Annotated in this window: 15 protein-coding genes; 12 read left to right on the forward strand and 3 right to left on the reverse strand. The window is 68.5% G+C overall.

Annotation, left to right across the window (positions count from 1 at the left end):
• Positions 1 to 266: 266 nt before the first annotated feature.
• Both pepN and fdhD read right to left on the reverse strand, forming a co-directional pair.
• The gene (pepN, locus tag AC1DSZ_RS15335; RefSeq protein WP_476839213.1) at positions 267 to 2,906 is read right to left on the reverse strand and encodes an aminopeptidase N; all 2,640 of its coding nucleotides are present in this window, start codon (positions 2,904 to 2,906) and stop codon (positions 267 to 269) included.
• A gap of 74 nt (positions 2,907 to 2,980) precedes the next feature.
• Positions 2,981 to 3,874, reverse strand: a complete 894-nt coding sequence (gene fdhD, locus AC1DSZ_RS15340; protein ID WP_476839214.1) for a formate dehydrogenase accessory sulfurtransferase FdhD — start codon at positions 3,872 to 3,874, stop codon at positions 2,981 to 2,983.
• Between the two features lie 176 nt (positions 3,875 to 4,050).
• Here fdhD and AC1DSZ_RS15345 point away from each other — a divergent pair, with 176 nt between their 5' ends.
• From AC1DSZ_RS15345 to AC1DSZ_RS15355, 3 genes are all read left to right on the forward strand, one after another.
• Entirely contained in the window at positions 4,051 to 4,491 is a 441-nt protein-coding gene (locus tag AC1DSZ_RS15345; protein ID WP_476839215.1) for a VOC family protein, read from the forward strand.
• Positions 4,492 to 4,603: 112 nt separating this feature from the next.
• On the forward strand, positions 4,604 to 5,632 hold the full coding sequence (locus tag AC1DSZ_RS15350) for an aldose epimerase family protein (protein ID WP_476839216.1): 1,029 nt from the start codon (positions 4,604 to 4,606) through the stop codon (positions 5,630 to 5,632).
• Between the two features lie 12 nt (positions 5,633 to 5,644).
• Entirely contained in the window at positions 5,645 to 6,538 is an 894-nt protein-coding gene (locus AC1DSZ_RS15355; protein ID WP_476839217.1) for a PfkB family carbohydrate kinase, read from the forward strand.
• Between the two features lie 3 nt (positions 6,539 to 6,541).
• On the opposite strand, the gene AC1DSZ_RS15360 is transcribed toward AC1DSZ_RS15355, so the two are convergent.
• The gene (locus AC1DSZ_RS15360) at positions 6,542 to 7,282 is read right to left on the reverse strand and encodes a GntR family transcriptional regulator (RefSeq protein WP_476839218.1); all 741 of its coding nucleotides are present in this window, start codon (positions 7,280 to 7,282) and stop codon (positions 6,542 to 6,544) included.
• A 624-nt stretch (positions 7,283 to 7,906) separates the two neighbouring features.
• Between AC1DSZ_RS15360 and AC1DSZ_RS15365 the strand changes: the two genes are divergently transcribed.
• From AC1DSZ_RS15365 to uraD, 9 genes are all read left to right on the forward strand, one after another.
• Positions 7,907 to 8,962, forward strand: coding sequence for a YeiH family protein (locus AC1DSZ_RS15365; RefSeq protein WP_476839219.1), 1,056 nt, complete (start codon positions 7,907 to 7,909; stop codon positions 8,960 to 8,962).
• Between the two features lie 85 nt (positions 8,963 to 9,047).
• On the forward strand, positions 9,048 to 9,389 hold the full coding sequence (uraH, locus tag AC1DSZ_RS15370) for a hydroxyisourate hydrolase (protein WP_476839220.1): 342 nt from the start codon (positions 9,048 to 9,050) through the stop codon (positions 9,387 to 9,389).
• 2 nt (positions 9,390 to 9,391) lie between these two features.
• Positions 9,392 to 10,891 (forward strand): xanthine dehydrogenase small subunit, encoded by a 1,500-nt coding sequence (gene xdhA / locus AC1DSZ_RS15375; RefSeq protein ID WP_476839221.1) that lies wholly within the window; start codon positions 9,392 to 9,394, stop codon positions 10,889 to 10,891.
• Positions 10,878 to 13,202: a xanthine dehydrogenase molybdopterin binding subunit gene (gene xdhB, locus AC1DSZ_RS15380; protein ID WP_476839222.1), complete on the forward strand. Its 2,325-nt coding sequence runs from the start codon at positions 10,878 to 10,880 to the stop codon at positions 13,200 to 13,202. The genes xdhA and xdhB overlap by 14 nt, the downstream gene beginning before the upstream one ends.
• Positions 13,203 to 13,247: 45 nt before the next feature.
• Positions 13,248 to 14,243, forward strand: coding sequence for a xanthine dehydrogenase accessory protein XdhC (gene xdhC / locus AC1DSZ_RS15385; RefSeq protein WP_476839223.1), 996 nt, complete (start codon positions 13,248 to 13,250; stop codon positions 14,241 to 14,243).
• Positions 14,240 to 14,710 (forward strand): nucleoside deaminase, encoded by a 471-nt coding sequence (locus AC1DSZ_RS15390; RefSeq protein ID WP_476839224.1) that lies wholly within the window; start codon positions 14,240 to 14,242, stop codon positions 14,708 to 14,710. Before xdhC ends, AC1DSZ_RS15390 begins: the two co-directional genes overlap by 4 nt.
• 21 nt (positions 14,711 to 14,731) lie before the next feature.
• Positions 14,732 to 15,211 (forward strand): nucleoside deaminase, encoded by a 480-nt coding sequence (locus tag AC1DSZ_RS15395; RefSeq protein WP_476839225.1) that lies wholly within the window; start codon positions 14,732 to 14,734, stop codon positions 15,209 to 15,211.
• Positions 15,212 to 15,238: 27 nt separating this feature from the next.
• On the forward strand, positions 15,239 to 16,420 hold the full coding sequence (locus tag AC1DSZ_RS15400; protein ID WP_476839226.1) for a urate hydroxylase PuuD: 1,182 nt from the start codon (positions 15,239 to 15,241) through the stop codon (positions 16,418 to 16,420).
• Positions 16,417 to 16,938 carry a 2-oxo-4-hydroxy-4-carboxy-5-ureidoimidazoline decarboxylase gene (gene uraD, locus AC1DSZ_RS15405; protein WP_476839227.1) on the forward strand — a complete coding sequence of 174 codons (522 nt, stop codon included), beginning with the start codon at positions 16,417 to 16,419 and terminating at the stop codon, positions 16,936 to 16,938. Before AC1DSZ_RS15400 ends, uraD begins: the two co-directional genes overlap by 4 nt.
• The last annotated feature ends 3 nt before the right edge of the window (positions 16,939 to 16,941 follow it).

Consider the following 16,941-nt stretch of genomic DNA (forward strand, 5'->3'; position numbering starts at 1 on the left):
CAGACCCGGAATAGAATGCGCGCGAACGGAAGCAATGGCTGCGAAGCTTCGCGCCATGCACAATACCCCCTCGGATCCCTGTAACGCCCCATTCGGAAGGACGTGCCGCATCTTCCCGAATCGAGATTATCTGAATCCTGAGCAGGTGATTTGTCCAGTTCTTAAGAGATGATTACGGAGCAAAAAAACGCTTGCTACTAAGGATAGTATAGCCGCCCCGCGGAGGGCCCAAGGCGGTCAGGAACAAAGCGGAATCGAACCTTTGTTCAGGCCAGCGAGCGGGTGACGATGTCCGACACGTCCGGCGAGAGATCCGCACGCGCGGCGATCCGGCGGAGCTCCGTTTCAGCCTTCGCCCGCCGGGTTTGCTCGAGCGAACGCCACGTCCGGAATGCGCCCAGGAGGCGCGCGGCGAGCTGCGGGTTCGCGCGGTCGAGCTGCAGCACGATGTCGGCCAGGAAGGCGTAGCCGGCGCCGTCCGCACGGTGGAACTGCGACATGTTCGCCATCGCGAACGCGCCCACCAGCGCCCGGGCGCGGTTGGGGTTGGCGAGCGAGAACGCCGGATGGCTCATGAGCCGGCGGACGCGATCCAGCGTCGCGGCTTCCGGGATGGCGGCTTGCAGGCCGAACCACTTGTCGAGCACCAGCGGATCGCCCGCGAAACGCTCGCCGAAGGTCTCCAGCGCGCCCTCGCGCGCGTCGCCGGGATGCTGCGCCAGGATTGCAAGCGCGCCGATCTGGTCCGTCATGTTGTCGGCGGCCGCGAACTGCGCCTGCGCGAGCGGGATGCCGCGAGCCGGGTCGCCCGCCGCCAGGAGGTCGAGCGTGGCGTTGCGCAGCGCCCGCCGCCCGGCGCTGGCCGCATCGGGGCTGTAGGGACCTTGGTTCGCCAAGCGCTCATACGTCGCCGCGAGGGTGTCGCCGATCTGCGCCCCGACAAAGGCGCGCAGCGCCTTGCGGGCGTGAAGCACGGCGTCCGGATCGATGTCGCGTCCCAACTCGCGGGCGACGTCGGCCTCGCTGGGCAGGGCCATGACCTGCGCCGCGAAGGCGTGGTCGTCGGCGCCGCGCAGGAGGTCGCCAAGCGCCTGCGCGAAGGCGGCGTCGAACACCGGCGCGCTCTGGCTCCGCAGCGCCTCGACGGCGCGAACCATCAGCCGCATCGCGTAGCTCTGCGCCGCCTGCCAGCGGTTGAACGGATCGGCATCCCGGCTGAACAGCGTGAGCAGGTCCTCGGGCTGCAGTTCCTGCTCCAGCCGAACCGGCGCCGAAAAGCCGCGCAGCAACGACGGCACGCTGTGAGGCGGAATGTCCGCCAGGGTCAGGCTGTCGGCCGTGCGCTCCAGTACGAAGAGCCCGTCTTCGAGCAGCTCACCCGCGATCGTGCGAAGAGGCGAGACCTCGCCCTGCGGGCTGACGACCCCCAGCCGGATCGGGATCACGACCGGCTCCTTCTCGTTCTGGCCCGGCGTGGGCGGCGTGCTTTGGGCGAAGTCGAGCCGCAGCGTGCGAGCGGTTGCGTCATAGGCTGTGCGCACCGCGACGCTGGGCGTGCCCGCCTGCCGGTACCACAGCGAGAAGTGCGACAGGTCGCGCCCGCTCGCCTGCTCGAAACAGGCCAGGAAATCCTCGATCGTCGCCGCTGTGCCGTCGCAGCGCTCGAGGTAGAGATCCATGCCTGCCTTGAAGGCGGTCGGCCCGAGCAGGGCCTTCAGCATGCGGATCACCTCGGCGCCCTTCTCGTAGACGGTCGCCGTGTAGAAGTTGTTGATCTCGCGATAGGCCGATGGCCGCACCGGATGCGCCAGGGGACCGGAATCCTCGGCGAACTGCTGCGCCCGCAATGTCCGCACGTCGGCGATGCGCTTCACCGGGCGCGAGCGCTCGTCCGAGCTGAACTCCTGGTCGCGGAAGACCGTCAGTCCTTCCTTGAGGCAGAGCTGAAACCAGTCGCGGCAAGTGATTCTGTTGCCGGTCCAATTGTGGAAATACTCGTGCGCTATGATGGCCTCGATCGCCGCGTAGTCGGCGTCCGTGGCTGTCTCCGGGCTGGCCAGCACGTATTTGTCGTTGAAGATGTTGAGGCCCTTGTTCTCCATCGCGCCCATGTTGAAGTCGGACACGGCGACGATGTTGAACACGTCGAGATCGTACTCGCAGCCAAACGCCGTCTCGTCCCACCGCATGGAGCGGATCAGGGCGTCCAGCGCGTAGCCGGCGCGGCTCTCCTTGCCGGGCTCGACATAGATGCCAAGCTCGACCCTGCGGCCCGACTTCGTCGTGAACGCGCCGCCGACGCGGCCGAGCTTGCCGCCCACGAGCGCGAAGAGGTAGCAGGGCTTGGGATGCGGATCGCGCCAGACCGCGAAGTGCCGCCCGTTCGGCAAGGGCCCGCTCTCCACCGGATCGCCGTTGCCCAGCAGAACCGGCGCCTCGGCCGGGTCGGCCTCGATGCGCGTCGTATAGACCGCCATCACGTCCGGCCGGTCGAGGAAATAGGTGATGCGGCGGAAGCCCTCCGCCTCGCACTGCGTGCAGTAGACGCCGGATGACCGGTAGAGCCCCATCAGCTTCGTGTTGGCGGTGGGGTTGATCCGCGTCTCCACCGTCAGGCGGAAAGGCCGCTGCGGCGGCGACAGCACGGTGAGGCTTGTCGCCGAAACCTCGTAGGCGGCGGGGGCGAGCGGCAGGCCGTCCAGGGTGATGGATAGAAGCTCCAGCTCGTCGCCGTCCAGCCGCAACGCCGCGCCCGCTACGCCGGCCGGATTGGGCCGGATCCCGAGTTCCGAGCGGATGATCGTGGCCGTCGCGTGCAGCCGGACGTCCAGCGAAACCGTGTCGATGAGGTAGTCCGTCGGGCGGTAGTCCTCAAGGCGAACGGGTGTGGCGACGTCGGTGCGCATGGGCTCGGGGTCCGGCTGAAAGGGCGCCTGTTATCGGGCGCCCGCCCGTTCGCCACAACCCCGGTGCGGCGGCCTCACGCGCCCGGCAAGGCAGGCTCGGGCGTGGACGTCACCTCCGCCGGGGCGGCGGATCGCGGGAAGAGCCCGTGCGGATCGGAGAACACCTGGAACGTGTCGCTGCGCGCCAGCGCGATCAGCGTCAGCCGGTGCTCGGCCGACAGACGCACCGCGAGCCCTGTGGGAGCCGAGATGCCGGCCAGCGCCGGGATGCCGGCGGCGAGGCATTTCTGCACGAGCTCGAACGAGATGCGGCTCGTCATCACGCAAAATCCCTGGTCGGCCGGGATGCGGCGCCGGGCGAGATGCCCGATCAGCTTGTCCAGCGCGTTGTGGCGCCCGACATCCTCGCGCACGGCCAGGATCTCGCCGTCCGGCGTCGCGAAGGCGGCCGCGTGCACCGCGCCGGTGTCGCGGTTCAAAATCTGCATCGGGTAGAGCGCGTCCATGGCCTTGAAGATCGCCGGCCCGCTGATCTGCGGCCGAGCCTTGATCGGCCCGAAGCGGCGCACCGCCTGCTCCAGCTCGACAATGCCGCAGATGCCGCAGCCCGTCTGGCCGACGAGGTTGCGGCGGTTCTCCATCAGGGCCTTCTGGCGGTGCGTCGGGATCATCGCCTGGGCGAGCAGCCCGAGCGTGATCGGACGCACGATGATCTCCTCGATCTCGTCCGGGCTCTCGATGATCTGCTCGGTCAGCGAGAAGCCGACCACGAAATCCTCGATGTCGAGCGGGCTCGCCATCATGACGGCGTGCGCCAGCCCGTTATACGTGATCGATACCGGCACCTCGGCCGCCAGGGCGCGGCCGCGCTCCTGCACGGATCCGTCGCGCGCCACCGCCAGCGTCTGGGCTTCCAGGCGCGGGGGAGGGGGCTCGGAAAGGATCTCGATCTCGTCCTCGTCGCTCACCGGCGTCGTCCTTCGCAGGCCGGCCGGGGCTGTCCGGCGGGCAATCACCCCTATAACCTAGGGCGATCTGCGCCGGGCCGCCATGCAGTGCGGGGGCTTTCCCCTTCGGGCGACCCGGGGAATGATCCCGACACGATTCAACGAGACTCAACGAGACCCAACGAGGAGCAAATCCCATGGAATATCTGCACACGATGGTGCGCGTCGGCGACCTCGACAAGGCGCTCGATTTCTACTGCGCCAAGTTCGGCCTCGTCGAAGTCCGCCGCATCGACAACGAGAAGGGCCGGTTCACGCTCGTGTTCCTTGCCGCTCCCGACGATGTCGAGAAGGCCAAGGACACCAAGGCGCCGCTGCTCGAGCTCACCTACAATTGGGACGAGAAGGAATACGCGGGCGGCCGCAACTTCGGCCATCTCGCCTATCGGGTGGACGACATCTACGAGATCTGCGACCGCCTGATGAAGGCCGGCGTGACGATCAACCGCCCGCCGCGCGACGGGTACATGGCCTTCATCCGCTCGCCCGACGGTATCTCGATCGAGCTTCTGCAGAAGGGCGAAGCAAAGGCGCCGGCCGAGCCGTGGAGCTCGATGCAGAACACCGGCAGCTGGTGAGAAAGTCCGTTAGCGCCACGGCGCGGTCGGGCCTCTTGGCCTGAAACAACGGCCAGCCTTGCGCGAGGGCTGGCCGTTGCTCGATGAGATCAACAACAAACGGGGGGCGCGCGTGACAATCAGGGAATTCGGGCAATTGGGCGACGAGGTCGTCCACGAGATCACGATCCGGTCTAAGGCCGGGGCCGAGGCCAGGATCATCACCTGGGGCGCCGTGGTGCGCGACATGCACGCGCCGCTGCCCGGCGGCGGATCCCAGCGCGTCGTGCTCGGCTTCGATCGGCTCGAGGACTACGTCGCGCATTCTCCCCACATGGGCGCGGTCGCGGGCCGCTACGCCAATCGCATCGCCGAGGGACGCTTCGCTCTGGACGGCGTCTCGCACCAGCTGGAGCGCAACGAGAACGGGCGAAACGCGCTGCACGGCGGAGCCGCCGGTTTCGGCAAGCGGCTCTGGCGGCTTGGCGCGGCCGACGAGAACTCCGTCACGCTGACGCTGGTCTCGCCAGACGGCGACGGCGGCTATCCCGGGCAGGTGACGACGACCTGCGTCTACCGCCTGCTGGAGCCCGCGGCCCTGCGGGTTGAGCTCACCGTCACCACGGACGCGCCCACCATCGTGAACCTGGCCCAGCACACCTACTGGACGCTGGATGGCGCCGCCTCCGTGCTCGATCACGAGCTGCAGGTCTCGGCCGATTTCTACACGCCGGTCCGCGAGGACCAGATCCCCACGGGCGAGATCCTGTCCGTCGCCGGCACGCCGTTCGATTTCCGCCGCTCGCGCGTCTTGCGCCAGCCGGGGGAGGGCGGCGCGCCGTTCAAGCTCGACCACAACTTTGTTCTGACCTCCGCGCGGCCGTCTCCGCACGAGCCGCTCCGGCATGCGGCGACGCTCCGTTCGGGCCGAACCGGGCTGGCGCTCGAACTCCATACCACGGAGCCCGGCGTGCAGGTTTACGACGGCTGGAAGATCGATCTTCCGGTCGCGGGGCTCGATGGCCAGCGCTACGGCGTGAATGCGGGGCTCTGCCTCGAAGCGCAGGTCTGGCCCGATAGTCCGAACCAGCCGCACTTTCCTGATCCGACATTGCGCCCTGGGGAGGTCTACACCCAGGTCTCCGAATACCGGATCGCCTGAGGAGACGCCGTCATGGCCGGCGTGTTGTGCGTGGGCTTCGCCGCGCAGGATTACGTGTTCGCGGTGGACCGCATTCCGACGTCGCCCGAAAAGCACCGCGCGCATGGCCTGGCGGTGGTGGGCGGCGGCATCGCCGCGAACGCATCCGTGGCGGTCGCCCGCCTCGGCGGAACCGCGATGCTGGCCGCGCGCCTTGGCGATGACGCGGTCGGGGACGAGATCGTCCGCACGGTGGAGCGCGAAGGGGTGGATTGCTCCGCCGTGTTTCGCGGCGCAGGGATGCGGTCACCGCTTTCGTCCGTCATTGTCGACGCGGCTGGCGAGCGGCTCGTCCTCAGCTACGAAGACCCGCGCATGCCGGAGGCGACGCACGTCATTCCGGACCGGCTTCCTGCGGGCATTTCGGCCGTCATGTGCGACACACGCTGGGAGGCCGGTTCCGCCAAGGCCTTCGCGGCCGCGCGCGCATCCGGCGGCGTCGGCGTGCTGGACGGCGATCGCGCGCCGCGCTCCCGTGGACTGGTTGAAAGCGCGACGCATGTCGCCTTCGCGGCTCAGGCGCTGCGCGAGTTAACGGGCTGCGCTGACCTGGCGAGTGGCCTCAAGCAGGTCGGGGCCGGCGCGGCGAACTGGCTCGCCGTCACGGATGGGCCCCGCGGCGTGTTGTTCCTGGAAGGGGGCCAGCTGCGCCATGCGCCGGCTTTCCCGATCCAGGCGGCCGATACGCTCGGGGCCGGAGACGTCTTCCACGGCGCCCTCGCGTTGGCGCTCGCGGAAGGCCGGCCCGAGGCGGACGCGGTGCGCTTCGCGTCAGCGGCCGCAGCAATCAAATGCACGCGCTTCGGCGGCCGGGACGGAGCGCCCAGCCGCGCAGAGGTCGACGATTTTCTCCGGAACGCCGGCTAACCGTCACTTCAGGTCGGAGCTGTAGTGCAGGTCGTCCGTGAGGCAGTGGCTGACCCGCCACTCGATCACTGATCCATCCAGCCCGTATGCAATCCGGTCCACCAGAAGCGCCGGCGTTCCGACCTTGGTTTCCAAGAGCAGCGCTTCGCCCTCGGGCAGCGCCACGGCCTTCAGCCGCTCGTGCGCACGCGCGACCGTGACGCCATATCGCCGCGCATAGAGGCCGTAGAGATTGTTCGGCGCTTCCGTATCGGCGAACCCTGGAAACAGGGCGGCCGGAAGCACGATCCGCTCCGCGATCACCGGGCGCCCGCCAATCGAACGCACCCGATGGATGCGCACCACCTCGGCCCCTTGCGGCAGGCCCATCGCCCTTTCGTCCTCGGCAGTGGCCGTGCAGGACCGCGCCGAAACCACCCGGCTTTCCGGGAAGGACGCCTCGCCCGAGTCGCCGACCAGCTTGAAGAACTGGAACAGGATGCGCGCCTCGTCGTGCTCGGCCACAAAGGTGCCGCGGCCCTGACGGCGCACCACGAGGTTGTCGGCCGCGAGCGAATCCAGCGCCTTGCGGACCGTTCCCTGGCTTACGCCCATGTCGGCCGCGAGTTCGAATTCGCTGGGCAGCATCTCGCCCTCGGCCCAGACGCCCTCGACGAGCCGCCGCACCAGCGTATTGCGAACCTGGGCGTAGAGCGGCGGCTGTGGGGCTCGCTCGCCGAAGCCAGCCTTGTTCGAATCGGCCATCATTGACACCCAATCCCGCGCACCATCCTATGAACCGTCAGAGGCTGCGGTTCACGTGCGACGCCGATAAGGCTCCGCTCGAGGTTGGTCGTACTCTCTGGCTAGAGATGGGGACTGCTCGCCACAATTCTACATTCGCCTCGTCTTCAGGCGATCAACGCGCCCCGCGAACACAGGCCTACAATCATTGCCGTCTGCATGTTTTCGGACGTCAAAAGATGATCGGCGTGTTTGCGCAAGATGGTACCTGAGTTCAAGAGTTCCCAAGTCCATGCTCCCCCGGAATTTTGCCTCAACAGCTTCGGTGCAGTTTATCGAAGGCGAACCCCATGCTGGGCTGCTGTGCTCCGCCCGCAAGGCTTCCGTTTGCCGGCGTTTGATTGCAGGCGTGCGGTGGAAAAGAGTCGTGTCCCTCCGGGGTGAGGCCCGTAACTGGCTCTCCACAACCGTGCGCACTCCGGGTTCTTCCGCCCAGAAACCGCTGTGGGACGCGAACATCTTGGCGACCCGCCTCGGCGTAGACGGGTGCGGCATTCTGACGCGCCTCCGTTCCGGACGTTCCAGCACGCAGCGGCGTTGCTCGGCCCGTCGCCTTTTCCCCGAGCCATGCCGGGCGCGCAGACCATGAGGCCCAACGAAGTGTCCTTGCAGTCGTCCCGGTTGGGCCTTGCGGTGCGAGCCTCCATTCCCGGCGTGGCGCTCTCCCTCGTCGTCGCGCTTCTCGCGTCGGCCGGCGAGCCCCTGATTTCACGGCTGATCGAAACCGTGACCGGCCGGCCCATCACGATCCCGGCGGTCGTGCTGGCGCTCATCATCGGCATGGCGCTGCACGGGGTGGCGCTGCGGCCGACCTTCAAACCCGGCCTGGCCTTCAGCGGCAAGAAGCTGCTGCGAATCGCAATCGCGTTGCTCGGGTTCCGGGTCGCGCTGGGCGACATCGTCGCGCTCGGCTGGTCCACGGTTGCAATCGTGATCGTCGCCATGGTGGCGACGCTGGCGAGCGGCATGGTTCTGGCCCGCCTGCTCGGGCTGGGCGAACCGTTCGGCGCGCTTGCGGGCGGCGCGACGGCCGTGTGCGGGGCGTCGGCCGCGCTCGCGACCGCAACCGTGTTGCCGACCTATCCGCGACGGGACGCCGACACGGTGTTCACGGTCGTCGCCGTCAATGCCCTCTCGACGCTCGCGATGGTGGCTTATCCGGCTCTGGGGCCTTTGCTCGGGTTCGACGACCGCACCACCGGCATCCTGCTCGGCGCCACCATTCATGACGTGGCCCAGGTTGTGGGCGCCGGGTTTTCGGTGTCGGAGACCGCCGGCGACGCCGCCGTGATCGTGAAGCTGTTCCGGGTGTTCCTGCTCCTGCCCGTTGTGCTCGGCATCGGATGGTGGTTTTCAGGGCGTGGCGGCTCGGCCAGCAACGCGAAGACACCCGTACCGGTCTTCGCGCTCGCTTTCCTCGCCTTCGCGCTGCTCAACTCTGCTGGGCTCGTGCCCGCGCAAGTGCGGACGGTCGCCGTCTGGCTGTCCGGATGGGGGCTCCTGGTCGCCATTGCGGCCCTGGGGCTTGGAACGTCCATCGGAGCCCTGCTTCGCGTCGGCTGGCGCACCATCGCGGTGGTCTGCGGGACGACCACGGTGATCCTTGTGGTCGCGGTGGCGGGACTGAAGCTCGTGCACTGAAGACTATGCCGGAATCGCGCATTCTCGGCGGGACGCGCGCGCGTGGGGGCTTCTGCGGGCGCGGGACTTGCTCCATCATGACCACATGAAGCTGACCACCCATGTTCTCGACACCGCCGCGGGGCGACCCGCCGCCGGCGTGCGTGTGATCCTCAAGCGTTTGAGCGATGGCGCCATCCTGGCCGACGCTTTCACCAATCAGGACGGGCGCCTCGACCAGCCGCTGATCGCCAGCGAATCGGCGGAGCCGGGCCCCTTCGAGCTCAGCTTCCATGTCGGCGATTATTTCCGTGCAGCCGGGGTGAGGCTGCCCGAGCCCGCTTTCCTGGACGTCGTTCCCTTGCGTTTTGGCGCAGCCGAGAACGCCCATTACCACGTGCCTCTCCTCGTCTCGCCGTTCAGCTTCTCCACCTATCGGGGGAGCTGAGCATGACGAGGAGTTCGATCCGCTTCGTGCGGCGCGGGCGGGTGGTGCAGGTCGACGATTTCGCGCCTCGGACTACCTTGCTGGACTGGCTCCGGATCGAGCAGCGGCTCGTCGGAACCAAGGAGGGCTGCGGCGAGGGCGACTGCGGCGCCTGCACGGTGGTGCTCGGGCGCGAGCGCGACGGCAGGCTGGTCTACGAGCCCGTGAACGCTTGCATCCTGCTGCTTGGGCAGATCGACGGCGCGAAGCTGATCACCGTCGAGGATCTGGCCGCCGGCGCCGCTTCGGGCGGTTCGGGGGACCTGCACCCGGTTCAGGCTGCGCTGGTCGCGCGGCACGGCTCGCAATGCGGGTTCTGCACGCCCGGCATCGTCATGAGCCTGTTCGCGCTCTACCACGAAGGCGTGCGGCCGGTGACCCGCGAGGCGGCCTGCGACGCCCTGGCGGGCAACCTGTGCCGTTGCACCGGCTACAGGCCTATCATCGACGCCGCGCTGGATGTCTGCGCCGAGCCGGCCGCGGACGGTTTCGACGCTCGCGCGGACGCTACCCTGGCGATGCTGCGGCGGCTCGACGACGGGCAGGACGTGTTCGTCGGCGACGAGGACGCATTCTTCGCTTCGCCCGCGAGCGAGGAGAGCCTCGCGGCGCTGCTGGCCGAGCACCCCGAAGCCACCATCCTGGGCGGCGCGACGGATGTCGGCCTCTGGCTCACGAAGGCGCTCGCGCCGCTGCGCAAGTTCATCTGGCTCGGCCGCGTGCGTGGCCTAGGCGACATCCACGACAGCCCGGAAGTGCTGGCGCTGGGAGCCACGGTGTCGCACGCCCGCGCCCTGGAACCGCTCGCGGCCATCGATCCCGATATCGGCGAAGTCATGCGTCGCTTCGGCTCCAATCAGGTTCGCGCGTCGGGCACGGTCGGGGGCAACATCGCCAACGGCTCGCCCATCGGCGATCTCGCTCCCATGCTGATCGTGCTGGGCGCCCATATCGAGCTGCGCGGCGGCTCCGAGCGCCGCACGTTGCCGCTCGAGAACTTCTTTCTCGCCTACCGCAAGCAGGACCGCCGAAAGGGGGAGTTCATCCGCAGCCTCCTCGTGCCGAAGCCAGGCCCGGGCGATCATGTCCGGGTGTTCAAGGTCACGAAGCGGTTCGACGAGGACATCTCCTCGTTGCTGATGGCGATGCGGGTGACCGTCCAGGGTGAGCGCATCGTGATGGCGCGCGTAGCCTTCGGCGGCATGGCGGCGACGCCCAAGCGCGCTCTGGCGGTGGAAACGGCCCTGCTTGAGCAGCCCGTCAACGACGGCGCTTCCTGGGCGGCCGCCGGCGAAGCCCTGGCCAGCGACTTCGCCCCCCTCGATGATCATCGTGCGTCCGCGGCCTATCGGCTGCAGGTCGGCAAGAACCTCATCGTCAAGGCGCTCGCCGAGATCGCCGGCGCGCCGAGTTCCGCCACCCGCATCATCGGCCATCGGGAGACCGCCCATGCGGCCGAATAGCTTCTCGGACATGTCCGAAGCGCCGCTGCGGCACGTTCGCCAACCGCTGCCGCATGATTCAGCCGCCAAGCACGTGCAGGGGTCGGCCGCCTATATCGACGACCTGCCCGAGCCTGCAGGCTGCCTGCACATTGCGATTGGCGGGTCGCCCATGGCCCGCGGCTCCCTGATGGCGGTGGATCTGGAGCGGGTTCGGGCCATCCAGGGCGTGGTCGCGGTGCTGACCGCCGCCGACATCCCGGGCAAGAACGACATTTCCCCCGCCTTCGACGACGAGCCGCTGCTGGCCGCCCGCGAGGTGATCTTCCACGGCCAGCCCGTGTTCGCCGTCGTCGCCGAAACGCGGGACGCCGCGCGCAGGGCGGCGCGCCTCGGCGCGCTCACGATCGCGCAGGAGAAGCCCAGCGTCTCCGTCGAGGACGCGCAGGCTCGGGGCGAGACCGTGCTGCCGGACTACGCGTTCCAGCGTGGCGACGCGCCGGCCGCGATCGGCGCGGCGCCGCATCACCTTGCCGGCACGTTCCGGATCGGCGGGCAGGAGCATTTCTACCTCGAAGGGCAGGTCGCTCTCGCGATCCCGGGCGAGGACGGCTCCATGCATGTCCACTCGTCCACCCAGCATCCCACCGAAATCCAGCATGTCTGCGCCCGGGTGCTCGGCGTTCCGGACGCCCTCGTGACCGCGGAGGTGCGCCGCATGGGCGGCGGCTTCGGCGGCAAGGAGAGCCAGGCGTCGCAATGGGCCGCCATGGCGGCGCTGGCCGCGCGCGTCACCGGCCGGCCGTGCAAGATCCGGCTCGACCGCGACGACGACATGGCGATGACCGGCAAGCGCCACGACTTCCGGGTCGACTACGCGGTCGGCTTCGACGACGACGGCCGCATCGCGGGCGTCGAAATGGCGTTCCTGGCGCGCTGCGGTTGCTCGGCGGATCTCAGCCAAGGCGTGGTGGACCGCACCATGTTCCACGCCGACAGCTCCTATTTCCTGCCCGAGCTGATCATCGGCACGCGCCGGCTGAAGACCAACACGGTCTCCAACACGGCCTTTCGCGGCTTCGGCGGCCCTCAGGGCATGCTCGCCATGGAGCGGATCATCGACCAGATCGCCTGGCGCCTCGGCCGCGATCCGCTCGATGTGCGCAAGGCCAACCATTACGGCCCGGAGCGGGACGTCACGCCCTACGGCATGACGGTGGAGGATCACGACGTCGGCGCCGCCATTCTCGATCAGCTCGAGGCGAGCAGCGACTACCGCGCCCGTCGCGAGGCCATCGCGGCGTTCAACGCGGCCTCGCCGATCCTGCGCAAGGGCATCGCGCTCACGCCGGTGAAGTTCGGCATCTCGTTCACGCTCTCGCACCTGAACCAGGCCGGCGCCCTGGTGCATGTCTACTCAGACGGATCGATCCAGCTGAACCACGGCGGGACCGAGATGGGGCAGGGGCTCTACCAGAAGGTCGCCCAGGTGGTCGCCGAGGAGTTCGGCGTCGGCATGGACCGCGTGCGCATCACCGCGACGACGACCGACAAGGTGCCGAACACCTCGCCGACTGCGGCGTCGTCCGGGTCGGACCTGAACGGCATGGCGGCCCAGATCGCGGCGCGCCAGATTCGCGACCGGCTGGCAGCGCTGGCCGGCGACCATTTCGGCGTGCCCGCCGCCGAGGTGCAGTTCCGGGACGACCACGTCTTCGCCGGCAACGAGAGCGTCTCCTTCGCGGAACTCGCCAAGCGCGCACACATGGCCCGGACCCACCTGTCTGCGGCCGGCCACTACGCGACGCCGAAGCTGCATTGGGATCGCCCCAACGGGCAGGGACGCCCCTTCTTCTATTTCGCCTATGGGGCAGCCTGCGCCGAGGTGGTGATCGACACGCTCACAGGCGAAAACCGCGTGCTGCGCGTCGACATCCTCCACGACGTCGGCCACTCGCTGAACCCGGCGCTCGACATCGGGCAGATCGAGGGCGGCTTCGTGCAGGGCATGGGCTGGCTCACCACCGAGGAACTCGTCTACGATAAGGATGGCCGCCTGCGCACCCATGCGCCGTCGACCTACAAGATCCCGGTGGCGTCCGACACGCCGGCGGATTTCCGGGTGGCGCTGTTCGACGGAGCCAACCGGGAGGACACGATCTACCGCTCCAAAGCTGTCGGCGAACCCCCGGTGATGCTCGCCAACGCGGTGTTCGGCGCCATCGCGGACGCCGTTCAGTCGGTGGCTCCGGGGCGCCCCGTCGCGCTGGATGCGCCGGCCACGCCGGAAGCAATTCTGAAGGCCGTGCAGGCAGTTGCGTCCGCGGGTTGAATCACCCGCGCAGGCGCTTGAATCAGGACGTGAACGGCAGGAACCGTGACCCTCATCTGGACCAGACTGCTGGATGCCATCGACTCGCAGGGCGCGGCCGCCCTGGTGAGCGTGGTCGGCGTGCAGGGCTCGGCGCCGCGTGAGGCCGGCGCGCGCATGGTCGTGCGTCCGGACGGCGGCTTCTGGGGCACGGTGGGCGGCGGCGAACTCGAGTGGCGCCTGCTGCGCGACGCCAAGGCGGCCCTGGCTGCCGATGCGCGTGCGACCCTGGTGGGGGACTGGCCGCTCGGCCCCGATCTCGGTCAGTGCTGCGGCGGCCGGGTCAGAACCTGGATCGAGACATTCGCCATCGCGGACAGGGCCGAGATCGCGCGTTTCGCCGAGCTCGAATCACGGGGCCCGTTCGACCTTCAAGCCTCCATCGGACCCGATGGACGCATCGCCCGCAGCGTTGCGACGGACGCTGCGCAGCCGGGCGCGGGGGTGCGTGAACGATACGGGGACGACCGGACGCCCGTGCTCTTGTTCGGCGCCGGCCATGTCGGGCGCGCGCTTGCGCTGGCCTTGGCGCCATTGCCGTTCCGGGTGCGCTGGATCGACTCTCGACAGGCCGCCTTTCCGGCCCTCATCCCGCAGAATGCCGAAGCCCTGCTCACCGCGGACCCGGTTGAGGCGGTCGCGAGCGCGCCGGCGGGCTCCCTCGTCATGGTCATGACTCATTCCCATCCGCTGGATCTGGCCATCACGGCGGCGGCGCTTGTGAGGGCCGATCTGGGCTCCGTTGGCCTGATCGGGTCGGCGACCAAGCGGGCCCGCTTCCTGGCTCGCCTGAGGCAGGCGAGCGTTTCGGAAGCGGCGCTGTTGCGGCTCGTTTGCCCCATCGGGGTCGAGGGCGTCAGCGGCAAGGAACCCGCCGTGATTGCGGCCGTTGCGGCGGCGCAGCTCTTGCAATGGCGGGAGGCGCAGGACGCCGCCCGCATCCAGACAACCAGCGTGGCGGCGTCCTTCCGACCGCGGCGTCTATCGGGGGAACGCGGATGACACTGGATTCGAGCGACCACGGCTTCCTGAAGCGCGCGGTTGACATCGCTTACGACCACATGCGCTCCGGCGAGGGCAAGCCCTTCGGCGCTGTGCTCGTGCTGAACGGCAAGCCGTTGGCGGAAGGCTGGAATTCGGTTTTCGCCTCCAAGGACATGACGGCCCATGCCGAGCTGATGGCGATCCGCCGCGCTTCCAAGGTGCTCGGCCATGGCGATCTCAGCGGCTCGGTGCTCTACGCGTCCGGCGAACCCTGCCCGATGTGCATGGGCGCAATGTATCTGGCCGGCGTGGCGCGCTGCTTCTATGCGACGACCTGGGAAGAGGCGAAGGCGATCGGGGTCAAGAGCGAGGAGATTCGCGCCGAATACGAGAAGAGCCCGGCCGAACGGCGGATACCGTGCATTCATGCGCCCATGCCGGAGGCGAGCGCCGCCTTCGAGGAATGGCTCTCCCGCGCCGGCTGATCTCTCGTTTCAGGACCTCAGATGATCTCTCAGGATGATTCTGCTCACCTCGGACGCGCCGTCGCGCTCTCGCGCGAGCGCATGGAAGCCAATCTCGGCGGCCCATTCGGGGCCGTGATCGTGCGCGACGGCGCGGTGCTGGCGGAGGGCTGGAACGAGGTCACGTCCACCAACGACCCCACCGCCCACGCGGAAGTCACCGCGATCCGGCGCGCGTGCCGGGCCGTTGGCGACTTCAGTCTTGCGGGAGCCACGCTCTACACCAGCTGCGAGCCCTGCCCGATGTGCCTTGCGTCGGCCTACTGGGCGCGCATCTCCCGCATCGTCTACGCGAATACGCGCGACGAGGCGGCCGCCATCGGGTTCGACGACGCCTTCATCTATGACGAAATTCCGAAAGCGCCGACCGAGCGCGCCATCGCGATGGAGCATCAGCCGACCCCGGAGGCGACCGCGGCGTTCGCCGCCTGGATGGCGAAGCCGGACAAGATCGAATACTGACGGGCGCAGGGGCGGGGGCACGGCGTCATGGGCGCATTCGCGGTCGATTGGATCAATCTTGGGTTGAGGTGGTTCCACCTCGTGGTGGGCATCGCCTGGATCGGGGCGAGCTTCCATTTCATCTGGCTCGATTTCAGCCTGCGCGCCCGTGAGCGGATGAACGAGGGCGTGTCCGGCACCTCCTGGATGGTGCATGGCGGCGGCTTCTACCATGTCGAGAAATATGGCGTCGCGCCCGCCACGCTGCCGCCGGACCTTCACTGGTTCAAATGGGAGGCCTACCTCACCTTCCTGTCCGGCTTCGGCCTCTTGGTGATGCAGTACTACTGGAACGCCAGCGCCTTTCTGGTGGACCCGGCCGTGCTGGACATGTCGGGCGCGGAGGCCGTCATCATCTCGGTGCTGACGCTCTTGGCCGGCTGGTTCGCGTATGACGCGCTCTGCCGCTCGCCCCTGCGCGACCGCACCGGGCTGCTTGCGCTCAGCGTCTTCGTGTTGATCGTCGCAGCCGCCTTCTTGTTCACGCACGTCTTTTCGGGTCGCGGCGCCTTCATTCATGTGGGCGCGATGGTCGGGACCATCATGGCCGCGAACGTCTTCGCGGTGATCATCCCGAACCAGAAGATCATCACGGCCGACCTTCTGGCAGGCCGCACGCCCGACCCGCGCTACGGCAAGATCGGCAAGCAGCGATCGCTCCACAACAACTACCTGACGCTGCCCGTCCTGCTGTTCATGGTGTCGAACCACTACGCGTTCTTGTATTCGCACCCGCAGTCCTGGCTGGTCGTCGCCTTCATCGTGCTCACCGGCGGGCTCGTGCGGCATTTCCTGAACCGGGTCGACGCCGGGGACGAGCCGAGAAGCGTTGCTTGGGCGCTTCCGGCCGCCGCGGTCGCGATGGTGGCCGCAATCATCTGGACCGCTCCGCGTGGCGCCGCTCACACGGCCGGCGTCACGGATGCGGACGTGCTGAAGATCACGCAGACGCATTGCGCCATGTGCCACGCGGCCAAGCCGACACACGAGGCGTTCCGCGGCGGCGAGCCGCCCAAGGGCGTCGTGCTCGACAGCCCCGCGAACATTCGCCGGCACGCCGCGCAGGTGAACGCGCAGGCCGTGCAGGGACGCGCCATGCCGCTCGGCAACGAAACCAAGATGACCGATGAGGAACGCGCCCGGTTGGGCGCCTGGCTTGCGCAGCCATGAGCGGCGCGACGCTATCGATCGGCGACGTCAACGCGTTACCCGTCGCAGCCTTTACGGAAGCGTTCGGCGGGATCGCCGAACACGCGCCCTGGGTCGCCGAACGCGCCGCCGCGGCGCGCCCTTATCCGAACCGCGCCGCGATGGTGGACGCCTTCCAGCGCGCGATCGCGGGCGCCGGCGAAACAGAGCAGACCGCGTTGTTGCGAGCCCATCCCGACCTCGCCGGTCGGGCGGCCCTGGCCGGTGAGCTGACGGCCGAAAGCACGCGCGAGCAGGCCGGCGCCGGGCTGGACGCCCTGACGCCGGAAGAATTCGCGCGCTTTACCGCGCTGAATGACGCCTACAAGGCGCGCTTCGGGATCCCCTTCATCCTCGCCGTGAAAGGCGCGACCAAGCACCAGATCCTGGCAAGTTTCGAGAGCCGCATCGGCGGCGCTCTGGTCGAGGAGCGCATGACCGCGCTCGCGCAGGTGCTGCGGATCGTTCGCTTCAGGCTTGAGGAGAGGGTGGCGGGCTAGCGC

This window comes from Alsobacter sp. P4_H11 (assembly GCF_056400925.1).

Coding starts and splice junctions, on each gene's coding strand:
- AC1DSZ_RS15400 (WP_476839226.1), top strand. CDS start 15,239: ATGGGCGCATTCGCGGTCGATTGGATCAATCTTGGGTTGAGGTGGTTC.
- AC1DSZ_RS15365 (WP_476839219.1), top strand. CDS start 7,907: ATGAGGCCCAACGAAGTGTCCTTGCAGTCGTCCCGGTTGGGCCTTGCG.
- uraH (WP_476839220.1), top strand. CDS start 9,048: ATGAAGCTGACCACCCATGTTCTCGACACCGCCGCGGGGCGACCCGCC.
- AC1DSZ_RS15360 (WP_476839218.1), bottom strand. CDS start 7,282: ATGGCCGATTCGAACAAGGCTGGCTTCGGCGAGCGAGCCCCACAGCCG.
- AC1DSZ_RS15395 (WP_476839225.1), top strand. CDS start 14,732: ATGATCTCTCAGGATGATTCTGCTCACCTCGGACGCGCCGTCGCGCTC.
- xdhA (WP_476839221.1), top strand. CDS start 9,392: ATGACGAGGAGTTCGATCCGCTTCGTGCGGCGCGGGCGGGTGGTGCAG.
- AC1DSZ_RS15345 (WP_476839215.1), top strand. CDS start 4,051: ATGGAATATCTGCACACGATGGTGCGCGTCGGCGACCTCGACAAGGCG.
- AC1DSZ_RS15355 (WP_476839217.1), top strand. CDS start 5,645: ATGGCCGGCGTGTTGTGCGTGGGCTTCGCCGCGCAGGATTACGTGTTC.
- xdhB (WP_476839222.1), top strand. CDS start 10,878: ATGCGGCCGAATAGCTTCTCGGACATGTCCGAAGCGCCGCTGCGGCAC.
- uraD (WP_476839227.1), top strand. CDS start 16,417: ATGAGCGGCGCGACGCTATCGATCGGCGACGTCAACGCGTTACCCGTC.
- pepN (WP_476839213.1), bottom strand. CDS start 2,906: ATGCGCACCGACGTCGCCACACCCGTTCGCCTTGAGGACTACCGCCCG.
- AC1DSZ_RS15390 (WP_476839224.1), top strand. CDS start 14,240: ATGACACTGGATTCGAGCGACCACGGCTTCCTGAAGCGCGCGGTTGAC.